General features: G+C 62.0%; 20 protein-coding genes and 1 pseudogene. 3 read left to right on the plus strand and 18 right to left on the minus strand.

Going from position 1 to position 14,432, the window contains the following annotated elements; translation table 11 throughout:
- From QKY98_RS05830 to QKY98_RS05840, 3 genes are read right to left on the minus strand one after another with little or no spacing between them, the layout of a single operon-like run.
- Entirely contained in the window at window positions 1–909 is a 909-nt protein-coding gene (locus QKY98_RS05830) for a baseplate J/gp47 family protein (protein ID WP_284670505.1), read from the minus strand.
- Window positions 906–1,250 (minus strand): GPW/gp25 family protein, encoded by a 345-nt coding sequence (locus QKY98_RS05835; protein WP_284670506.1) that lies wholly within the window; start codon window positions 1,248–1,250, stop codon window positions 906–908. The genes QKY98_RS05830 and QKY98_RS05835 overlap by 4 nt, the downstream gene beginning before the upstream one ends.
- The gene (locus QKY98_RS05840; protein ID WP_284670507.1) at window positions 1,247–1,837 is read right to left on the minus strand and encodes a phage baseplate assembly protein V; all 591 of its coding nucleotides are present in this window, start codon (window positions 1,835–1,837) and stop codon (window positions 1,247–1,249) included. The genes QKY98_RS05835 and QKY98_RS05840 overlap by 4 nt, the downstream gene beginning before the upstream one ends.
- Before the next feature lie 98 nt (window positions 1,838–1,935).
- Here QKY98_RS05840 and QKY98_RS05845 point away from each other — a divergent pair, with 98 nt between their 5' ends.
- Window positions 1,936–2,694, plus strand: coding sequence for a hypothetical protein (locus QKY98_RS05845; RefSeq protein WP_284670508.1), 759 nt, complete (start codon window positions 1,936–1,938; stop codon window positions 2,692–2,694).
- On the opposite strand, the gene QKY98_RS05850 is transcribed toward QKY98_RS05845, so the two are convergent.
- From QKY98_RS05850 to QKY98_RS05905, 12 genes and pseudogenes are all read right to left on the minus strand, one after another.
- Window positions 2,674–3,123: a phage virion morphogenesis protein gene (locus QKY98_RS05850; RefSeq protein ID WP_284670509.1), complete on the minus strand. Its 450-nt coding sequence runs from the start codon at window positions 3,121–3,123 to the stop codon at window positions 2,674–2,676. The genes QKY98_RS05845 and QKY98_RS05850 overlap by 21 nt on opposite strands.
- Complete coding sequence (locus QKY98_RS05855; RefSeq protein WP_284670510.1) at window positions 3,116–3,646, minus strand: phage tail protein; 531 nt, start codon at window positions 3,644–3,646, stop codon at window positions 3,116–3,118. The genes QKY98_RS05850 and QKY98_RS05855 overlap by 8 nt, the downstream gene beginning before the upstream one ends.
- Window positions 3,643–3,900 carry an Rz1-like lysis system protein LysC gene (lysC, locus tag QKY98_RS05860; RefSeq protein WP_284670511.1) on the minus strand — a complete coding sequence of 86 codons (258 nt, stop codon included), beginning with the start codon at window positions 3,898–3,900 and terminating at the stop codon, window positions 3,643–3,645. The genes QKY98_RS05855 and lysC overlap by 4 nt, the downstream gene beginning before the upstream one ends.
- A pseudogene (locus tag QKY98_RS05865) lies at window positions 3,824–4,177 on the minus strand (Rz-like lysis system protein LysB); the annotation flags it as partial. The gene lysC and the pseudogene QKY98_RS05865, both read right to left, overlap by 77 nt.
- The gene (locus tag QKY98_RS05870) at window positions 4,174–4,380 is read right to left on the minus strand and encodes a hypothetical protein (protein WP_181085913.1); all 207 of its coding nucleotides are present in this window, start codon (window positions 4,378–4,380) and stop codon (window positions 4,174–4,176) included. The gene QKY98_RS05870 and the pseudogene QKY98_RS05865, both read right to left, overlap by 4 nt.
- On the minus strand, window positions 4,377–5,201 hold the full coding sequence (locus QKY98_RS05875) for an N-acetylmuramidase domain-containing protein (protein WP_284670512.1): 825 nt from the start codon (window positions 5,199–5,201) through the stop codon (window positions 4,377–4,379). The genes QKY98_RS05870 and QKY98_RS05875 overlap by 4 nt, the downstream gene beginning before the upstream one ends.
- Window positions 5,198–5,512, minus strand: coding sequence for a phage holin, lambda family (locus QKY98_RS05880; protein WP_115946757.1), 315 nt, complete (start codon window positions 5,510–5,512; stop codon window positions 5,198–5,200). The genes QKY98_RS05875 and QKY98_RS05880 overlap by 4 nt, the downstream gene beginning before the upstream one ends.
- Before the next feature lie 12 nt (window positions 5,513–5,524).
- Window positions 5,525–5,749: a tail protein X gene (locus QKY98_RS05885; protein WP_284670513.1), complete on the minus strand. Its 225-nt coding sequence runs from the start codon at window positions 5,747–5,749 to the stop codon at window positions 5,525–5,527.
- On the minus strand, window positions 5,749–6,210 hold the full coding sequence (locus QKY98_RS05890; protein ID WP_284670514.1) for a head completion/stabilization protein: 462 nt from the start codon (window positions 6,208–6,210) through the stop codon (window positions 5,749–5,751). The genes QKY98_RS05885 and QKY98_RS05890 overlap by 1 nt, the downstream gene beginning before the upstream one ends.
- 102 nt (window positions 6,211–6,312) lie before the next feature.
- Window positions 6,313–7,014 carry a phage terminase small subunit gene (gpM, locus tag QKY98_RS05895; protein ID WP_284670515.1) on the minus strand — a complete coding sequence of 234 codons (702 nt, stop codon included), beginning with the start codon at window positions 7,012–7,014 and terminating at the stop codon, window positions 6,313–6,315.
- 3 nt (window positions 7,015–7,017) lie between these two features.
- Window positions 7,018–8,034 carry a phage major capsid protein, P2 family gene (locus tag QKY98_RS05900; RefSeq protein WP_284670516.1) on the minus strand — a complete coding sequence of 339 codons (1,017 nt, stop codon included), beginning with the start codon at window positions 8,032–8,034 and terminating at the stop codon, window positions 7,018–7,020.
- A gap of 28 nt (window positions 8,035–8,062) precedes the next feature.
- Window positions 8,063–8,908 carry a GPO family capsid scaffolding protein gene (locus QKY98_RS05905; protein ID WP_284670517.1) on the minus strand — a complete coding sequence of 282 codons (846 nt, stop codon included), beginning with the start codon at window positions 8,906–8,908 and terminating at the stop codon, window positions 8,063–8,065.
- 232 nt (window positions 8,909–9,140) lie between these two features.
- Here QKY98_RS05905 and QKY98_RS05910 point away from each other — a divergent pair, with 232 nt between their 5' ends.
- Together QKY98_RS05910 and QKY98_RS05915 are read left to right on the plus strand one after the other, a co-directional pair.
- Window positions 9,141–10,874: a terminase ATPase subunit family protein gene (locus tag QKY98_RS05910; RefSeq protein WP_284670591.1), complete on the plus strand. Its 1,734-nt coding sequence runs from the start codon at window positions 9,141–9,143 to the stop codon at window positions 10,872–10,874.
- Window positions 10,874–11,884, plus strand: coding sequence for a phage portal protein (locus tag QKY98_RS05915; protein WP_284670518.1), 1,011 nt, complete (start codon window positions 10,874–10,876; stop codon window positions 11,882–11,884). Before QKY98_RS05910 ends, QKY98_RS05915 begins: the two co-directional genes overlap by 1 nt.
- Before the next feature lie 9 nt (window positions 11,885–11,893).
- Here the strand turns inward: QKY98_RS05915 and QKY98_RS05920 are convergent, their stop codons facing one another.
- The 3 genes from QKY98_RS05920 to QKY98_RS05930 are packed head-to-tail and all read right to left on the minus strand — an operon-like array spanning window position 11,894 to window position 14,166.
- Complete coding sequence (locus QKY98_RS05920) at window positions 11,894–12,718, minus strand: hypothetical protein (RefSeq protein ID WP_284670519.1); 825 nt, start codon at window positions 12,716–12,718, stop codon at window positions 11,894–11,896.
- 14 nt (window positions 12,719–12,732) lie between these two features.
- Window positions 12,733–13,380: a helix-turn-helix domain-containing protein gene (locus tag QKY98_RS05925; RefSeq protein WP_284670520.1), complete on the minus strand. Its 648-nt coding sequence runs from the start codon at window positions 13,378–13,380 to the stop codon at window positions 12,733–12,735.
- Between the two features lie 3 nt (window positions 13,381–13,383).
- Window positions 13,384–14,166 carry a TIGR04255 family protein gene (locus QKY98_RS05930; RefSeq protein ID WP_284670521.1) on the minus strand — a complete coding sequence of 261 codons (783 nt, stop codon included), beginning with the start codon at window positions 14,164–14,166 and terminating at the stop codon, window positions 13,384–13,386.
- Between the last annotated feature and the right edge of the window lie 266 nt (window positions 14,167–14,432).

Below are 14,432 nucleotides of genomic sequence, written 5' to 3' on the forward strand. Positions count from 1 at the left end.
TTAGCTCCCCACGGTGACGCTGGTGGCGGTGCAGTAGGCCGCCTGAGTTTCGGTGGGCGTGACGTCCTGCCAGCCGATCAGCTCGACCCAGGCCACGCCGGCGACGTGGAGCGCGGCATCGATGCCGGACCGCGGGATTCGCACGCCCAGGCGCCGCCGCTGATTGACGTAGGCGGCGAGGTTCTTCTTGGCGGTGGCCAGGATGACCTCGGCCTCGGCGCCGGTGTTGGCCAGGTGCAGGATGGCCGTCACCTGGTACCGGAGAATCTGTGCGGATTGCACGGTCAGGCGATCGCCGACTGGGCGGACGTCTTCGTCGTTGAGGGCCTTGCTGACGGTGGCCAGCAGGTCGGCCGAGGCGGTGCCGTCGCCGGTCAGGGCCTGGACCGTAACGGTTACGGCGGCCGGGCTGGGGCTGGTGGCGCTGGCATCGGCCACCAGGCCGCTGGCGTTGCGCGCGTGCAGGATGTAGGCATTGCGCGGGCCGGCGACGCTCAGGCCTTCCCAGGCCATCTGCACGCGCTCGCGCAGGGCGTCGTCCGTTTCCATCACCGCGGCGGTGGGCGGCACGGCGCTGGGGTTGGCTGGGGTAACGACCAGGCGAGTCAGGTTGACGCCGGCGGCGATCTGCTCGAGGTCGGTCCCGGTGGCCTTGGCCAGCATGGTGGCGAGGGCCGCTTCGTTGACCCGCTGGCGCAGCAGCAGCTCGCGATAGACGTTCTCCTGCAGCAACTTGGTCAGCGGCTCGGATTCGAGCTGCAGGCGGGCGGCAATGGTGGCCTGCTCGGCAACGGGCCAGAGGCTGACCATCTTGGCCTTGCGCGCGGCGAGCAGGGTCTCGAAGTCGAGCGCCTCGATGACGGCCGGATCCGGTAGCTGGCTGAGATCGATCGGGGTGAAGGTGGTCACCGGGTGCCTCCCAGGGTGAGCGGAGCCCGCAGGCTGACGGCGGTGTTGGTCACGGTGCTGTAGCCCTCGAGGTCAACGAAGGCCTGGCCAGGCTCGTCGCCGAGTTCGAGGGCGATGCGGGTGAGGTTGATGCGCGGCTCCCAGCGCAGCAGGGCGATTACGATCACCGCCTTGGCCTGGAGGGCGAGGGCGCCGTTGAGGGGCTGATCGATGAGGCTGAACAGGTCGCAGCCGTAGTCCCTACGCATCAGGCGGCTGCCGATGGGCGTGGTGAGGATGTCGGCCACGGACTGCTGCAGGTGCTCGAGGTCGGTAACGCTCAGGCCGGTGCTTCGGTTCATGCCGGCGCTCCAGTCTGGGCACCGCCGCTCTGGACGCCGCCGTGCTTGTGCTTGACCAGGCTGATGCCAGCGGCGACCACGTCCTCGCTGACGGTGACCTTGCCGGTGACGTTCTGGTTGCCGGTCTGGGTGTAGTCGCCCTGGTGGTTGATTGGGCCGATGATGTTGATGCCGCCGGGGCTGGTCAGGTCGGTGACGCCGCCCTCGGGCAGGATGGCGCGCAGGCGATGGGCTTCGCTGTCGTACTCGACGACGGCGCCGTCTGGGTAGGTGCGGCGGTGCAGGCCGGCGCGATCGCCGTTGGCAGGAACGAGGGCGCTGAACAGGCCTGTGATGGCGACGCCCTGGGCGGTCTGGCCGCTTGGGCTCAGGACCAGGACCTGCTCGCCCACGGTGGGCGGATCCCAGTCGCGCGTGGTGCCGGCGCGCAGGGCGGCCCAGGGCAGCCAGCCGGTCAGCAGGTCGCCGCTCTGAACCCGAACCCGGGCAGGGCGCTTGTCTGGGAGACTGCCATGGTCGACCTCGGCAACGGTGCCGAGGCGGAACAGGTTCTCGATGAGGCGGGAAAGGGCGGCGATATCGGTCATGCCGCGGAGGATGGCGGCCGCGCGCGCGAGGTGCAGCCAGCTACAGTTGTAGCCAGGTCTGCTACAAATGTGTGTGCCAGCTAAGCGGAGGAAATTTCATGGACGCGAAGAGCAAACTGCCAGGAATCATAAAGCGCAGCGCTGAACTTGCTGGCGCCGGTGCAGGGCCGCTTCTTGCCACAGCGGTTGGAGATCCGACTGGGGGGGTATTGGCTCAGGCAGGGGTGGCGATAACTCGCGGGCTAGTCGATTTTGTACAGCGAACCATGTCAACCCGTGAAGAAATTAGAAGCATCAGTGCGGTAGCGGTAGGTGCCGAGCGAATACAAGAAAGGATTTCGTCGGGCGAAGAACTGAGAGACGATGATTTTTTCCGGACGCCTATAGGGTCAATACCTAAAGCTCAAACAATACTCGATGGCGTACTTACCAAGGCAAAGCTTCAATATGAAGAGCAGAAGGTTCAGGTTTTAGGGGAGCTTCTGGCATCTGTTGCCTTCGACGCATCTATATCTGCGGATGATGCGTCTTGGTTGCTCTCCTGTATTGACAGGCTCACCTATCGGCATCTTCTGATCCTTGCTGCGTTCAATGAGCTTGGGGAGGTTTGGGGTGATAACGATCTTCACCATATTGTAAAGAAAGACCTGATTATTTCCGTTCAGATTGGCGAGCTGCGCGGAATGTCTTTATTGAATGGGAAGCATGCATTTGCGGTTGCCGTTGCGATAACGCCTTCGGGTAAGAAGTTGGTTGAAGCTGCTCAGCTTTCGAAGTTTCTAGATTGGGACGGACAATACGTTCGGAAAGTGCTGAATCCTCCCGATGAGTTGTATTCAAGAGATCAACTCGTCTAGTAGGTCATCTCTTAATAATTTCAAATCGCTTTCTGTAAGGCCAATCAGTTCGCGGCGGGCGTAGCGGACCTCGGGGGCCCCACGCTCGGCGCGGTCTTTCAGGCCGTACTGGTGCACGCGGGCGATGCGGGAGACGCGGCCGGCGAAGCCGATCACCGCCTGTTGTGGCGATCCCTTGGCCTTCAGGTATCGGGCCATCTTCAGCTTCTCGAACATGCGCCGCTTGATGCGGCCTTTCTTACCGCGCAGATCCCGCGGCTTGCGCGCCTCGAACGGCGAGCCGTCCGGGTTCACCTGGGCACGGATCCGCTGCTGCTGGCTGCGGCGCAGCTGCTGGGCGGCCTTGCGGGCCAGTTGGGCCCGGCCGCGGCCGTCGAGCTTCTGCAGCAGCGGCGATAGCCAGGTCTCCAGCGTCTCGATGTCAGCCACGGCTGCGGCCCGGGTGCGGCGTTTCCAGTGCCAGGGCGTCGCCGGCGGATCCGGATTGCCATTCGGCCAGGAGCTCGTCACCGGCGAAGACCTTCCAGGTGGCCGGCTCCTGGTACTCGGTGTACTGCGGCTCCGGCGCGTGGCTGAGCTGGTAAGTGCCATCGGGCTGATGCTTGACGACCACGCGCTCGGTGAGCGGCAGAGTGATGGCTAGATCTACCTTGGAGTTGTCCAGGATGTCGGCCTCGAAGCCGATGCCCTGGGCGGATTTGTCCAGGTTGACCAGGAGCTCGGACTGGTTCGTCCGGACCCATGCCAGGAGCGGCAGCATCACCGCGTCCGGGTGGCCGGCGAAGTCGGTGAGGATGACCTGGAGCTCGTAGCCGTACTCCCAGGACAGGCTGGCCGCGGCGGTGCAGCGCAGCTTGCCCTTGTCGATGAAGACCAGCAGCCGGTCCGGGCTGTGGCGCAGCTCCGGCACGGCGGCGAGCAGGTGAGCGCGCAGGCTCTCGGGCTTGTTCATGGGTGGGCCTGCTGGGCGTCATAGACCATATCGACCTGGGCAGCGCAGTCGGCCCAGGCAGCCTCCAGGGCCTCGCTATCGTTCAGGAGCTCGCCGTTATTGCGTGGGGCGGTCGACGGCAGCTGGCAGCGCGTTACCACTGGACAGCCACTCACGGTAAGCCGTGGCGCCGGTGAGGACGGGCCGCTGGCGCAGCCGGCGAGCAGCAGCAGGCAGAGGCTGGCCAGCCCAAGCCTTGAGGTCGGCGTTTTCATTTTCGAGCTCCTGGATCCGGCGCTTGCGGACATCGATCTCGCGGCGCAGGTCGGTCTGGGTGGTCTGCAGCCGGGCCTGGGCGGCCCGCTGCTCGGTGAGGGTAGCGGTGAGGTGGTCGCGATCCCCGGTCAGCTGGGTGACCTGGTCCTCAGCGGCCTCGCGCTGCTGGTTGGCCTGGTCGATGCGCAGGCCCTGCGAATAAAGGGTCAGGCACAGCATGGCGATCGTCAGGGCCAGGGCGAGCGCGAAGAGCGTCTTCTCCTTCCAGCTGATCATCGGCGGTACCAGCCAGCACGGCCCATGGCCGCCTGGTCCAGGTGCTCGAGGTCACCCATTACGACGACGGCGCGGACCCCGGGCTTTGCGGCCTGGATGGCTTCGGCCAGGTGCTCGGCGTCCTCGATCGAGGCACCGGCCGGCAAGACGAAGACGTCGCCGTCTACCGGTTTGATGCGCTGCGCAGCATCCATGGCGATCATGCGGCGTCCTTAGCCGGGGCGGCGGCGCTGTAGCGGGCGAAGGCGCGCTCGAGCTTCACGTCGTAGAGGTTGCGGGCGTAGGCCGGGCCGTTATAGCCGCGGGCGAAGTCGGCCCACTTGCCAGCCTTGAGCGCCTTTAGCAGCGCGGGCTCCGCCTTGACGAAGCGGACGAAGGCGTCGAGCTGCTCGGCTTCGCTGGTCTGCATGCGGGTGACGAAGTCCTGGACGCTGGCATAGCCCAGGTCCTGCCAGTGGTAGCCCATGACCTGGAACAGGCCCCAGCTGCACGACTCCAGCGCGCAGGCCTCGTCGATCTGGCGGGCTGAGGTCAGGCGCTGCCACTCGGCCGCGCCGCCGGCGTAGCCGCCGGACTTCGGGTTGATCAGGTTCGGGTTGAGGGCTGCCAGGCGATCGGCCTCGGCCTGGCCGCGGGCCTTGACCAGGCGCTGGTAGAAGACGTGGCGCTCGAACAGGATCACCACCCGGCCGTTGTCCAGGAAGCCTTCGCCCTTGGACTCGACCTCATTGACCGCCTGGACGGCCGCGACGGGGACGCCCAGGGTCTTGGCCGCGAGCTCGAGGTCGGCGTAGCCCAGATGCAGTGGGTCGCGCTTGCCCAGCAGGGCGGCGAAGGTCTTCGGGCCGGCGATGCCATCGGCCACCAGGCCGACAGAGCGCTGGAAGGCTTCGACGGCGTGCTCGGTGCCCTCGTCGTAGTTGCCATCCAGGTCGACGGTGAAGCCGGCGGCGGCCAGGGCTTTCTGCAGGTCGCGCACGGCCAGGCCGTGGGCGCCGAGGATCAGGATCTTGGGCTGGTTCATTGCGTTTCTACCTTGCGTTCGACGAAGCGTTTAGCCGCGGCGCGAGTGCCCTCGACGCCCAGCAGTCCGATGATTCCGCCCCAGAAGGGGCCGGTGCTGGCAGGGATGCCCAGCAGGGAGAGGCCGTGGCTTGCGGCCAGGGCCAGGGCGCCGCAGAGCGGGGCCTCGAGCAGCACGCGCCGCAGGGTGCCGCCGCTGTAGGCGATCCGGAGACCCGCGATGACGCAGGCGACCATGGCGGCGTAGAGGGCGGGCCAGTTGTGTTCGAGCCAGGTGGCGAACCAGGCCCAGGAGTCAGGACGGTCAGGCATGATGTTTCTCATCTAGTCCCAGAGGCTGACCGGCTGCTGCGCGGCGATGCCGGCAGAGACCTGGGCAGGGGCGTCTGGCAGGGTGATTGGGGTGCCGATCGGCAGGATGAGGCCCAGCTCGGCCAGGCCCGGGTTGGCGTCGAGCGCGGCCTCGGTGACGTCCTGGGTGCGCCCGTAATGCCGCAGGCAGATCCGGTCCAGGGTGTCGCCTTGCTGGGCGCGCACGACGGTGGCCATCAGATGAGCTCCACGGTGGTCCGGGCCAGGCCCAGGAAGTCGCGGATGGCCCAGCGCTGATCGCGTCGGTAGTCGTCGATGGTGGGGGTCTCCGCCTCGGCGTCCTTGTCGCCCTTGCTTGAGCTGTCGTAGCTCCGATACCGCTCGGCGACCTCGGCCGCGGTGGCGGCATCGATCGCACGCAGGTAGAGGTGGGCACGCTCGCTGACGCCATCGACCAGCAGCCCGGGCACGGCGGCCAGGGTGGCGTAGCCGCTGGTGGCCTGGGCGAAGCGGTAGCCGGCGAGCTCGCGGTTGACGGCGATGGCTGCGGCGATCACGGCGGCCTTGAGCTTTTCCGTGGTGACGCTGCTGTCGATCCGCAACCGCGCGCGGACCTGGTCCAGCTCGATCGCCGGCCAGAAGGGGTCGGACACCACCTGACCGCTGGCGACGGTGCCGCCTGCAACGAATCCGCTCATGGTGCTGCTCTCGAATGGGTCGCCGGTGGTCGGGGCTTCACGGTCCCAGGCTAGGCCTGGCCGATCCGCCCCGAGCCGGCGGGGTTGCGGGGGACCGCTCGGTTAGCCGCCAGGGGCAGCATGTTTCTTGGCCAGGCGCTCGGCCCGTTCCAGGTCTTTCTTGCCGCCGCAGCGGTCGTGCAGGCTGATGGCGCGCTGCAGCGCAGCGATGCCGCGAGCCAGCTGGCCCTCAGTGCCCGGCCGCTCTTCATCGATGCCCTCGAGCTCGGCCCGGCCGATGGCCAGATAGAGCTTGGCGCGCGCCTCGTCGGGCATGTCCTGCTCGACGGTGAGCGCATCGGTGTAGAACAGCAGGTCCGGTTCGAACGGCTGGCCGGCTTTCTGGGCGTTGAGAGCGGCGGTGGCCACCTCTTCAGCGATCAGGCAGCCGGTGGTCCGGGCGAAGCGATCCGGCATCACCAGGCCATGCTTGAGTACGTAGGCAGCGATGTGGAGCGCCCCCCAGAAGTCGCCGGCATCGATGCGCCAGATCATCACGGTGACCAGCACCTCGTCCTGGGCGCCATTGCCACCCTCGAGCACGCCGCTGACGTAGTCGGCATACGCGCCGAGCAGCTGCCGCTTGAGCTCGGCCTTGGCCTGGGTGGATTGCACCTGCTTGAGTCGCAGCCGGTCCTGCAGCAGCTGAGCCAGCTGCTGCTCGTACACGGTACGGCCCGCCATGCTGTCGGCCGGCCCGGCTGCCGCGGCAGCGAGGGCCGCCGATACCGCCAGGAAGTGCCGTTTCGCGGGAGAGGAGGCCATGGCTTACGTGCCCGTCTTGATGTTTTCGACGACACAGCCGAGGCCGTAGTCCTCGACCACATAGGCGTCGTTGCTCGACTCGTAGTTCTCGACCCGGTTTTTCTCCGGCGCTTCTTTGACGAAGCGGCGACGGCCACCGATCTGGTAGTAGATCGAGAGGTTTTGCAGCGAGGTGATGAGCATCCCGTTGTCCGGGACATAGGGCACCTCGATGGGCTGCAGGCCACCCATGCGGCGCTGGGTCAGGATGACGTCGGTGGCCAGCTTTTCGGAGGCGGGCTGCTCCTTGTTCACCAGCGGGAAGTACTTGTCGTGCATCAGGTCGCGGCCGAGGATCACCACCAGGCCCGGATCTTTACGGTGCCAGGGATCGATCAGGCTGCTGATGGCATCGAAGACCAGGGCGTCCAGGTTGTTGTAGTCCGCGTCGGCGCCGGTGCCGATCACGATCTTGTCCGCGGCTTTGCCCGACTTCATCACGCGCTGAGGGGCATTGTTGCGGTACTGCTGGAGCCAACCGATGTTGACGTCCTGGAGCAGCGGGTTGGTGGCGCGGTTGGTGGTGGCGGCGGCACTGGTGCCGTTGAAGCCGATCATCATCCGATCCAAGGCCTGGCGCTTGACGATAGCGTCACGCAGCTTGGCCTGGAAATCCGGGAACTTCGCCCAGGTATCCAGCAGGGAGTAGGGGATCGCGGTGTCGAAGTCGGTTTTCTCGCACTTGTAATCCTGCTTGTCAGTGCTGGCCACGTCGCGGGGGCTACGGCTGGCGGTACCGCTGGTATCGGTACGGCTGGCGATGGTGCCAGACACGCCCAGGCCGACCTTTTGCCCCATCAATTCATCGACTGGGATCATGTTGATTGCCGCCAGGAAGTCGCTGGATTCCTGGATGCGGGATTCCAGCTTCTGCTGGACAGTGGGGTCGACAGCGAAGGTCGCGTGGGCCGAGGCCACGCCGCTCAGGGCAGCAACTTGGGCCAGGTAGGCGGTGTAAAGGACGCGGGTATCGTTACGCATGGATCTCTCCGGGAAAGTGAACGGCTGATCAGCAGTCGGTCAGGGTCTTGCCATCGCCGCCGGTGACCGGAGGGCGCTTGGCCTGGTTGGGGTCTTGGGTCTGGCTGAGCTGCACCTGCAGGGCGGCGAAGTCGGTCTGCAGCTGCTGGTGCTTGCCCGTCAGCTCGGTGAGGGCCGCCTCGGCGCGGGTGAAGCGCTCATCCTGCTCGCGGACGTGCTCGGCCACCGCGGTGACGGCAGCGCCGAACTGGGCGAACTCGCCTTCGGTGCGTGCTTCCTTGCCCTTGAGCAGATCGGTGACCTTGGCCAGGAGCATCACGCCCAGGCTGGGCTTGTCCTCGACCTCGGCGAAGGTGAGGGCGGTCTCTTCGGCCACGGTGAACAGGTTGTCGGCGTGCTGCTTGCGGCCGGCGTAGGGATTGCCGGCGGGGTTGGCCGCGGCGAAAGACAGCACGTCGGTACCGAGGCTGGCCGGGCTGTCGGTGATGCCCAGGCCGACCAGGTAGGCGGCGCCGGTGTCGGCGAACTTGGGCGAGATCTCGATCGAGGTGTAGATCTTCTGCTTGGCCTTATTCAGGGCCACCAAGTCGGCGGTGGGCTCGATCTGGGCGAAGAGGGCAAGCTTCTTCTGGCCGTTGATCTCGACCTCCTCGGCCTTGACCGCGATCACGTCGCCATAGGCCTTGAAGGGGCTGTCCGCCACGCTGCTGCGGATGTGCTCCATCCAGATGCGGGCGCCATAGGTCTTGGGGTTGTAGCTGGCCGCGGCCTGCTCGATCCAGGCGCGCTCGATCTGACGGCCATCGCAGGTGGCGCCTTCGACGGCGACACGGAAGAAGGGAGAGCGGAGTTTGGGGGTCTTGGGGTCGGCCATGCCGGGGATCCTCAGAGGCTTAGCGGGAGTGCTTGGGCGATGAGGGGCATGGTCGGGACGCGCGCGCGTCCCAGCAACGAGGGGGTTTTGTAGGCGCACACGGTACACGGTCGCGCGCTATGGAGGAGGGGATCAGGGCGGCAGTCTGGCGGCCATGAAAAGCCTATCCGATTCCTCGCCCCTGCCAAGCCCGGCCGAAACGCCGGCGGCCGCCCCGTCCACCGACCTGCTGATGGACGTGCGTCGGCGCGCCAAGCATCTGTACTGGATGGGCTGGCGGGTGACGGAGATCGCCGAGGCGATTGGCGAGAAGGAAAAGACCGTCCACAGCTGGAAGGCCCGGGACGAATGGGATCGGGCGGACAACGTCGAGCGGATCGGCGGTGCCCTGGAGGCGCGCCTGGTGCAGCTGATCCTCAAGGACGGCAAGACCGGCGGCGACTTCAAGGAGATTGATCTGCTCCACCGCCAACTGGAGCGCCAGGCGCGGATCCAGCGCTTCCAGGGCGGCGGTACCGAGGCTGAGCTCAATCCCAAGCTGGACAACCGCAATGCCGGACCGAAGAAGAAGGCCGCGCGCAACGAATTCACCGAGGAGCAGATCGAGGCCCTTGAAAGCGCCTTCCGCGACCAGTGCTTCGGCTATCAGCTCGACTGGTACCGCGCAGGCCAGCAGCGGACCCGGGCGATCCTCAAGAGCCGGCAGATCGGCGCCACCTACTACTTCGCTCGCGAGGCCTTCCTGGACGCCCTGATCACCGGGCGCAACCAGATCTTCCTCTCGGCCAGTAAGAACCAGGCGCATATCTTCAAGGCGTATATCCAGGCCTTCGCCCGGGAGGTCTGTGGCGTCGATGTGACCGGGGATCCGATCATCCTCGCCAACGGCGCCGAGCTGCACTTCCTCGGTACCAATGCCCGCACTGCCCAGGGCTACCACGGCAACTTCTACTTCGACGAATTCTTCTGGACCTTCCGCTTCGAAGAGCTGAACAAGGTGGCCAGTGGCATGGCCATGCAGAAGCAATACCGCCGTACCTACTTCTCGACGCCCAGTTCGATGGCCCATGAGGCCTATACCTTCTGGACCGGCGAGCGCTTCAACAAGGGCAAGCCCGTCGCCCAGCACCTCAAGTTGGACGTCTCCCACGACGCTCTGCAGGAGGGCCGGCTGTGCGAGGACCGGATCTGGCGGCAGATCGTCACCATCCTGGACGCTGAGGCCCGCGGCTGCGACCTGTTCGACCTGGAGGAGCTCAAGCTCGAATATTCGGCCGAGGCCTTCCAGAACCTGCTGATGTGCCAGTTCGTCGACGACGGCGCGAGCATCTTCCCCCTGGCCATGCTGCAGCCCTGCATGGTGGACAGCTGGGTCGAGTGGGCCGAGGACTACAAACCGTTTGCAGCCCGCCCCCTGGGCGATCGCCCGGTCTGGGTCGGCTATGACCCCGCCGAGACCGGCGACACCGCCGGCCTGGTGGTGGTCGCGCCGCCGGCGGTACCGGGCGGCAAGTTTCGCGTGCTCGAGCGCCACCAGTTCCGCGGGATGGACTTCGCCGCCCAGGCCGAGGCGATCCGCCAAGTCTGCCAGCGCTATTGGGTGACCTATATCGGCATCGATGTCACCGGCATGGGCAGCGGCGTGGCCCAGCTGGTGAAGCAATTCTTCCCGGGCGTGACCACCTTCAGCTACTCGCCCGAGGTCAAGACCCGCCTGGTGCTCAAGGCCTACGACGTGATCAAGAACGGCCGGCTCGAGTTCGACGCCGGTTGGACTGACGTCGCCCAGTCGCTCATGGCCATTCGCAAGACCACCACCGCCAGCGGCCGCCAGTTCACCTACACCGCCGGCCGCAACGACACCACCGGCCACGCGGATCTCGCGTGGGCCCTCTTTCATGCCCTGCACAACGAGCCGCTGGAAGGGCAGACCGCCCGCAATACCGGCGTCATGGAGATCTACTGATGAGCGATTCCACCAGCCTGGCCGTCCAGGCCACCGCGGCGCCCGGCCCGATCGAGGCCTTCACCTTCGGCGATCCCTCGCCGGTGCTCGAGGGCCGCGAGGTCTTCGACTACCTAGAATGCTGGTTTAACGGTCGCTACTACGACCCGCCGCTGTCCCTCGACGGCCTGGCCAAGGCCACCCGGGCCAGCGTCTATCTGGACTCGGGCCTCAAGTTCAAGCGCAACCTCCTGGCCCGGACCTTCATCCCGCACAAGCTGCTGAGCCGCGGGGCCTTCGAGCAGTTCGCCCTGGACTGGCTCTGGTCGGGCAATGCGTACCTGGAGCGGCGCAAGTCGCTGCTAGGCAATCCGGTCAGCCTGCAGCCGGTGCTGGCCAAGTACATGCGCCGCGGTGAGGGCGACCAGTTCTTCCAGGTGCGCGGTTGGCGGGACGAACACGAATTCGCCCCGGGCACCATCTGCCACCTGCGCGAGGCCGATATCAACCAGGAGATCTACGGCATGCCGGAGTGGCTTGCCGCCATGCAGTCGGCGCTGCTCAACGAGTCGGCCACGCTGTTCCGCCGCAAGTACTACAACAACGGCAGCCACGCCGGCTTCATCTTCTACATGACCGATGCCGCCCAGAAGGAAGAGGACATCGACTCCCTGCGCACCGCGCTGCGCTCGGCCAAGGGCCCGGGCAACTTCCGCAACCTGTTTGTCTACGCGCCCAACGGCAAGAAGGACGGCATCCAGCTGATCCCGGTCAGCGAGGTGGCCGCGAAGGACGAATTCAACTCGATCAAGAGCATCACCCGCGACGACATGCTCGCCGGCCTGCGGATCCCGCCGCAGCTGATGGGCATCGTGCCGCAGAACGCCGGCGGCTTCGGCTCGATCAGGGACGCCGCTCAGGTCTACGCCGCCAACGAGCTGGAGCCGCTGCAGGCGCGGCTTATTCAAGTCAACGACTGGATTGGCGAGGAAGTAGTACGTTTCAGACCATATGAAATTGGATTGGACTAATGGATGTTTTTAATAATGGCCAGTCGGTAAAAATTCTTCATCATTGGCCGCAAGACTAATCCATTCAATCCGCCACTGGTCGAGCTTCAATAGATCAGAAAGGGCGATTTTATTGTCAGCCAGTGCTTTGCATTCTACTAGGCAGATTGAATCTGAGTCCCTTCCATAAGCTTGGAGAAACAAATCGTTTATACCAGTTTCAATCTCTTCCGCCGCAGCTCTGCATTCAAAAATATTGTCGGAGCTTTTGTAGGCGATGTATATGCTCAAAAAGTAAGGGTTTCCCTCTTCGAGATCATTATATTTGTCCTCGTCAAGACTAATAAATAGGCCAGTTATTTTCTCTTGATGAGGTTCTATAAGCTTAGATATTTTTCTCTCGAGGAAGTCCTTTCCGATTTTGACTCTCAAACGATCCTCAAAATTGTTGGGAAACGCCGGTCTGCCATAGCGGATACTTAGCCATTGCTTAAAAATTCGTTTTTCTGAGTCATCTAATACGTAGCTAGCGTCTGGGCCTGAAAGATTTTCGAAAAAGCTGTCTCTTGAGATTATGATTCTTGCTTGGAAACAAAGCTCTAGGCACAGAGGTGCGGCTTCTCTATTAATAATTAAGTGAAGTTTTCTGACATTCCTTGATGCCATGAGGTTTTTGTCTGCATTGACAATCTCGCAAACAATAACTTCAATCTGTCCTTCCTTTTTTTGCGGAAGATCGCAGTCGTGCGTTATGACAATCCCGAGTTTATTGCCTTCATTCGGGATGCCTACATTAGGAAGCTCATCCTGTTTGATAATGCTACCTTGCCGCCAATCTGTAAGGCGCTCGTTCAACTTGGCTACCTTTTTTATACTTCATTAGCAGAAGGGACTGAAATGCTACTTTTCCAATCACTATTCCCAGCCCCTTTGAGGACGGAAATCTTTGAGGCAGTATAAGAAGCATCTAAAACTCTATACTCTTTTATCAACGCTGCTAGAGATTCCGAGTAATCCTCATCTCTCTTCATAAGATCGAGTATAGAGCTTCCATTGAAAGCTTTAGCTTTCACCAGATCCGAAGGCCTACTAACCTTAGCTTCTGCCAAGCCATCGGCAAGCCTGCTAAGCTCGCGGACTTTCATGATGTTTTCCGTGTCAGGCGTAGATAAACCGGCTTGCCATTTATAGATTGCTTGCCGAGTTACTCCAAGAAAACCCGAAAGTTCAGATATGGAAAGACCAATATGGGTCTTTATTTTCTTCAGATGTTGTTCGACAGTAATAAGGTCGGCAACCTCTGGCGATAATTTTGCAATAGGTCTTGAGCCTAGGTTGCTGGTAGGGTTAACGGGTCGATAGTTCCCATGGCGATCATTATAGTTCGTGCTTGGCGCAACACTACCTGTTCCAAGTACTAATCCAATTGCAGCTACAGTAGCTCGCGTAACCGATTTAAAAAATTCGCGATTACTGGTGGCCGGGATCGACATATATCCGGTTGATGTATAGCTCATAAGTTAACTCCAGTATTTAAAAGCTAAAGGAGTTGTGATTCTTGTAAAGCAGTCACTTGTATCGTTGTGAAGCATGTTGAGAGTGTCGTTTACAATTTCTTCATCTGGCGGAATAATTGCTTCAGAATAATGATCTATATCAATTACTGCGTGCCTTAAAGGAGCTTCCGTTATGAAGCGATCTTGCATTCTGATAGACTTTATTTGAAGGTCTGCCGGAAAGCCAAGATGGGAATTGGCTGCTCTATAAACCTTTGAAACTAGTATTCCATGTTCAGTGGGGAAGACGCTTTCAGATGAGCCCGCTATCCAGTCTTTTCCTAAGTTGATACCTTGGACTCCTGGATCTAAATAGTCCTCAACTTTTTGATTGTGCGCTGGAATTACTGCATTGAGGTAGCGTAATCCTAGTCTATTGATGCTAGGAATCTTTACTATTTCATTCAGTAGGCGCAGGCCATTAATCATTTGCTCGAAGAAATGATAATGCGATGTGTATGCGGTTGTATGAAATGTTAAATAATCATGGCCCAATACGAACCCACTAGATCTGTCTTGCGAGGTGAAATACCACTGATTCTCTTGAGTTAGAATCGGCGAGTTATTGTTTTCACCATTAAAGGATATCGAGAACGACTGAATAGTATCTGTTTCAAAAACAGGGTAGCCATTCAACCTCAAGCGCTCTTGAATATCATTTGCAAATTTTGCCATAGATGCGACGGCATCAAACCTCATCTGCACTAAGGCGTAGTAGACGGGCGCGTTGGCAAGTGTTGCACTCATTTCATCATCCCTATCGTCGAGACGGTGGTAGACCAAACCATGGTCTTGATAAAAGCAGTTTACACACTGGTTGACACCCTCTCAATGCAAAAGTGCTGCAAAAGTTAATGATAAGCACTATCAAAAGCATTAAAAAGCTCGTAGGGATGCGCGGGCTAGAGCTGCTAGAAGGCATTGCCACCTAATGATATTGATTATCATTAGGTGGCTAACCTGGCAGCCCTTCTGCGCGCCGTCGTCCCCCCGCCACGCCCGCGGTCTAAATG

Origin of the sequence: Pseudomonas sp. HR1 (assembly GCF_030175875.1) — a bacterium.
GTDB classification, from domain to species: domain Bacteria; phylum Pseudomonadota; class Gammaproteobacteria; order Pseudomonadales; family Pseudomonadaceae; genus Chryseomonas; species Chryseomonas oryzihabitans.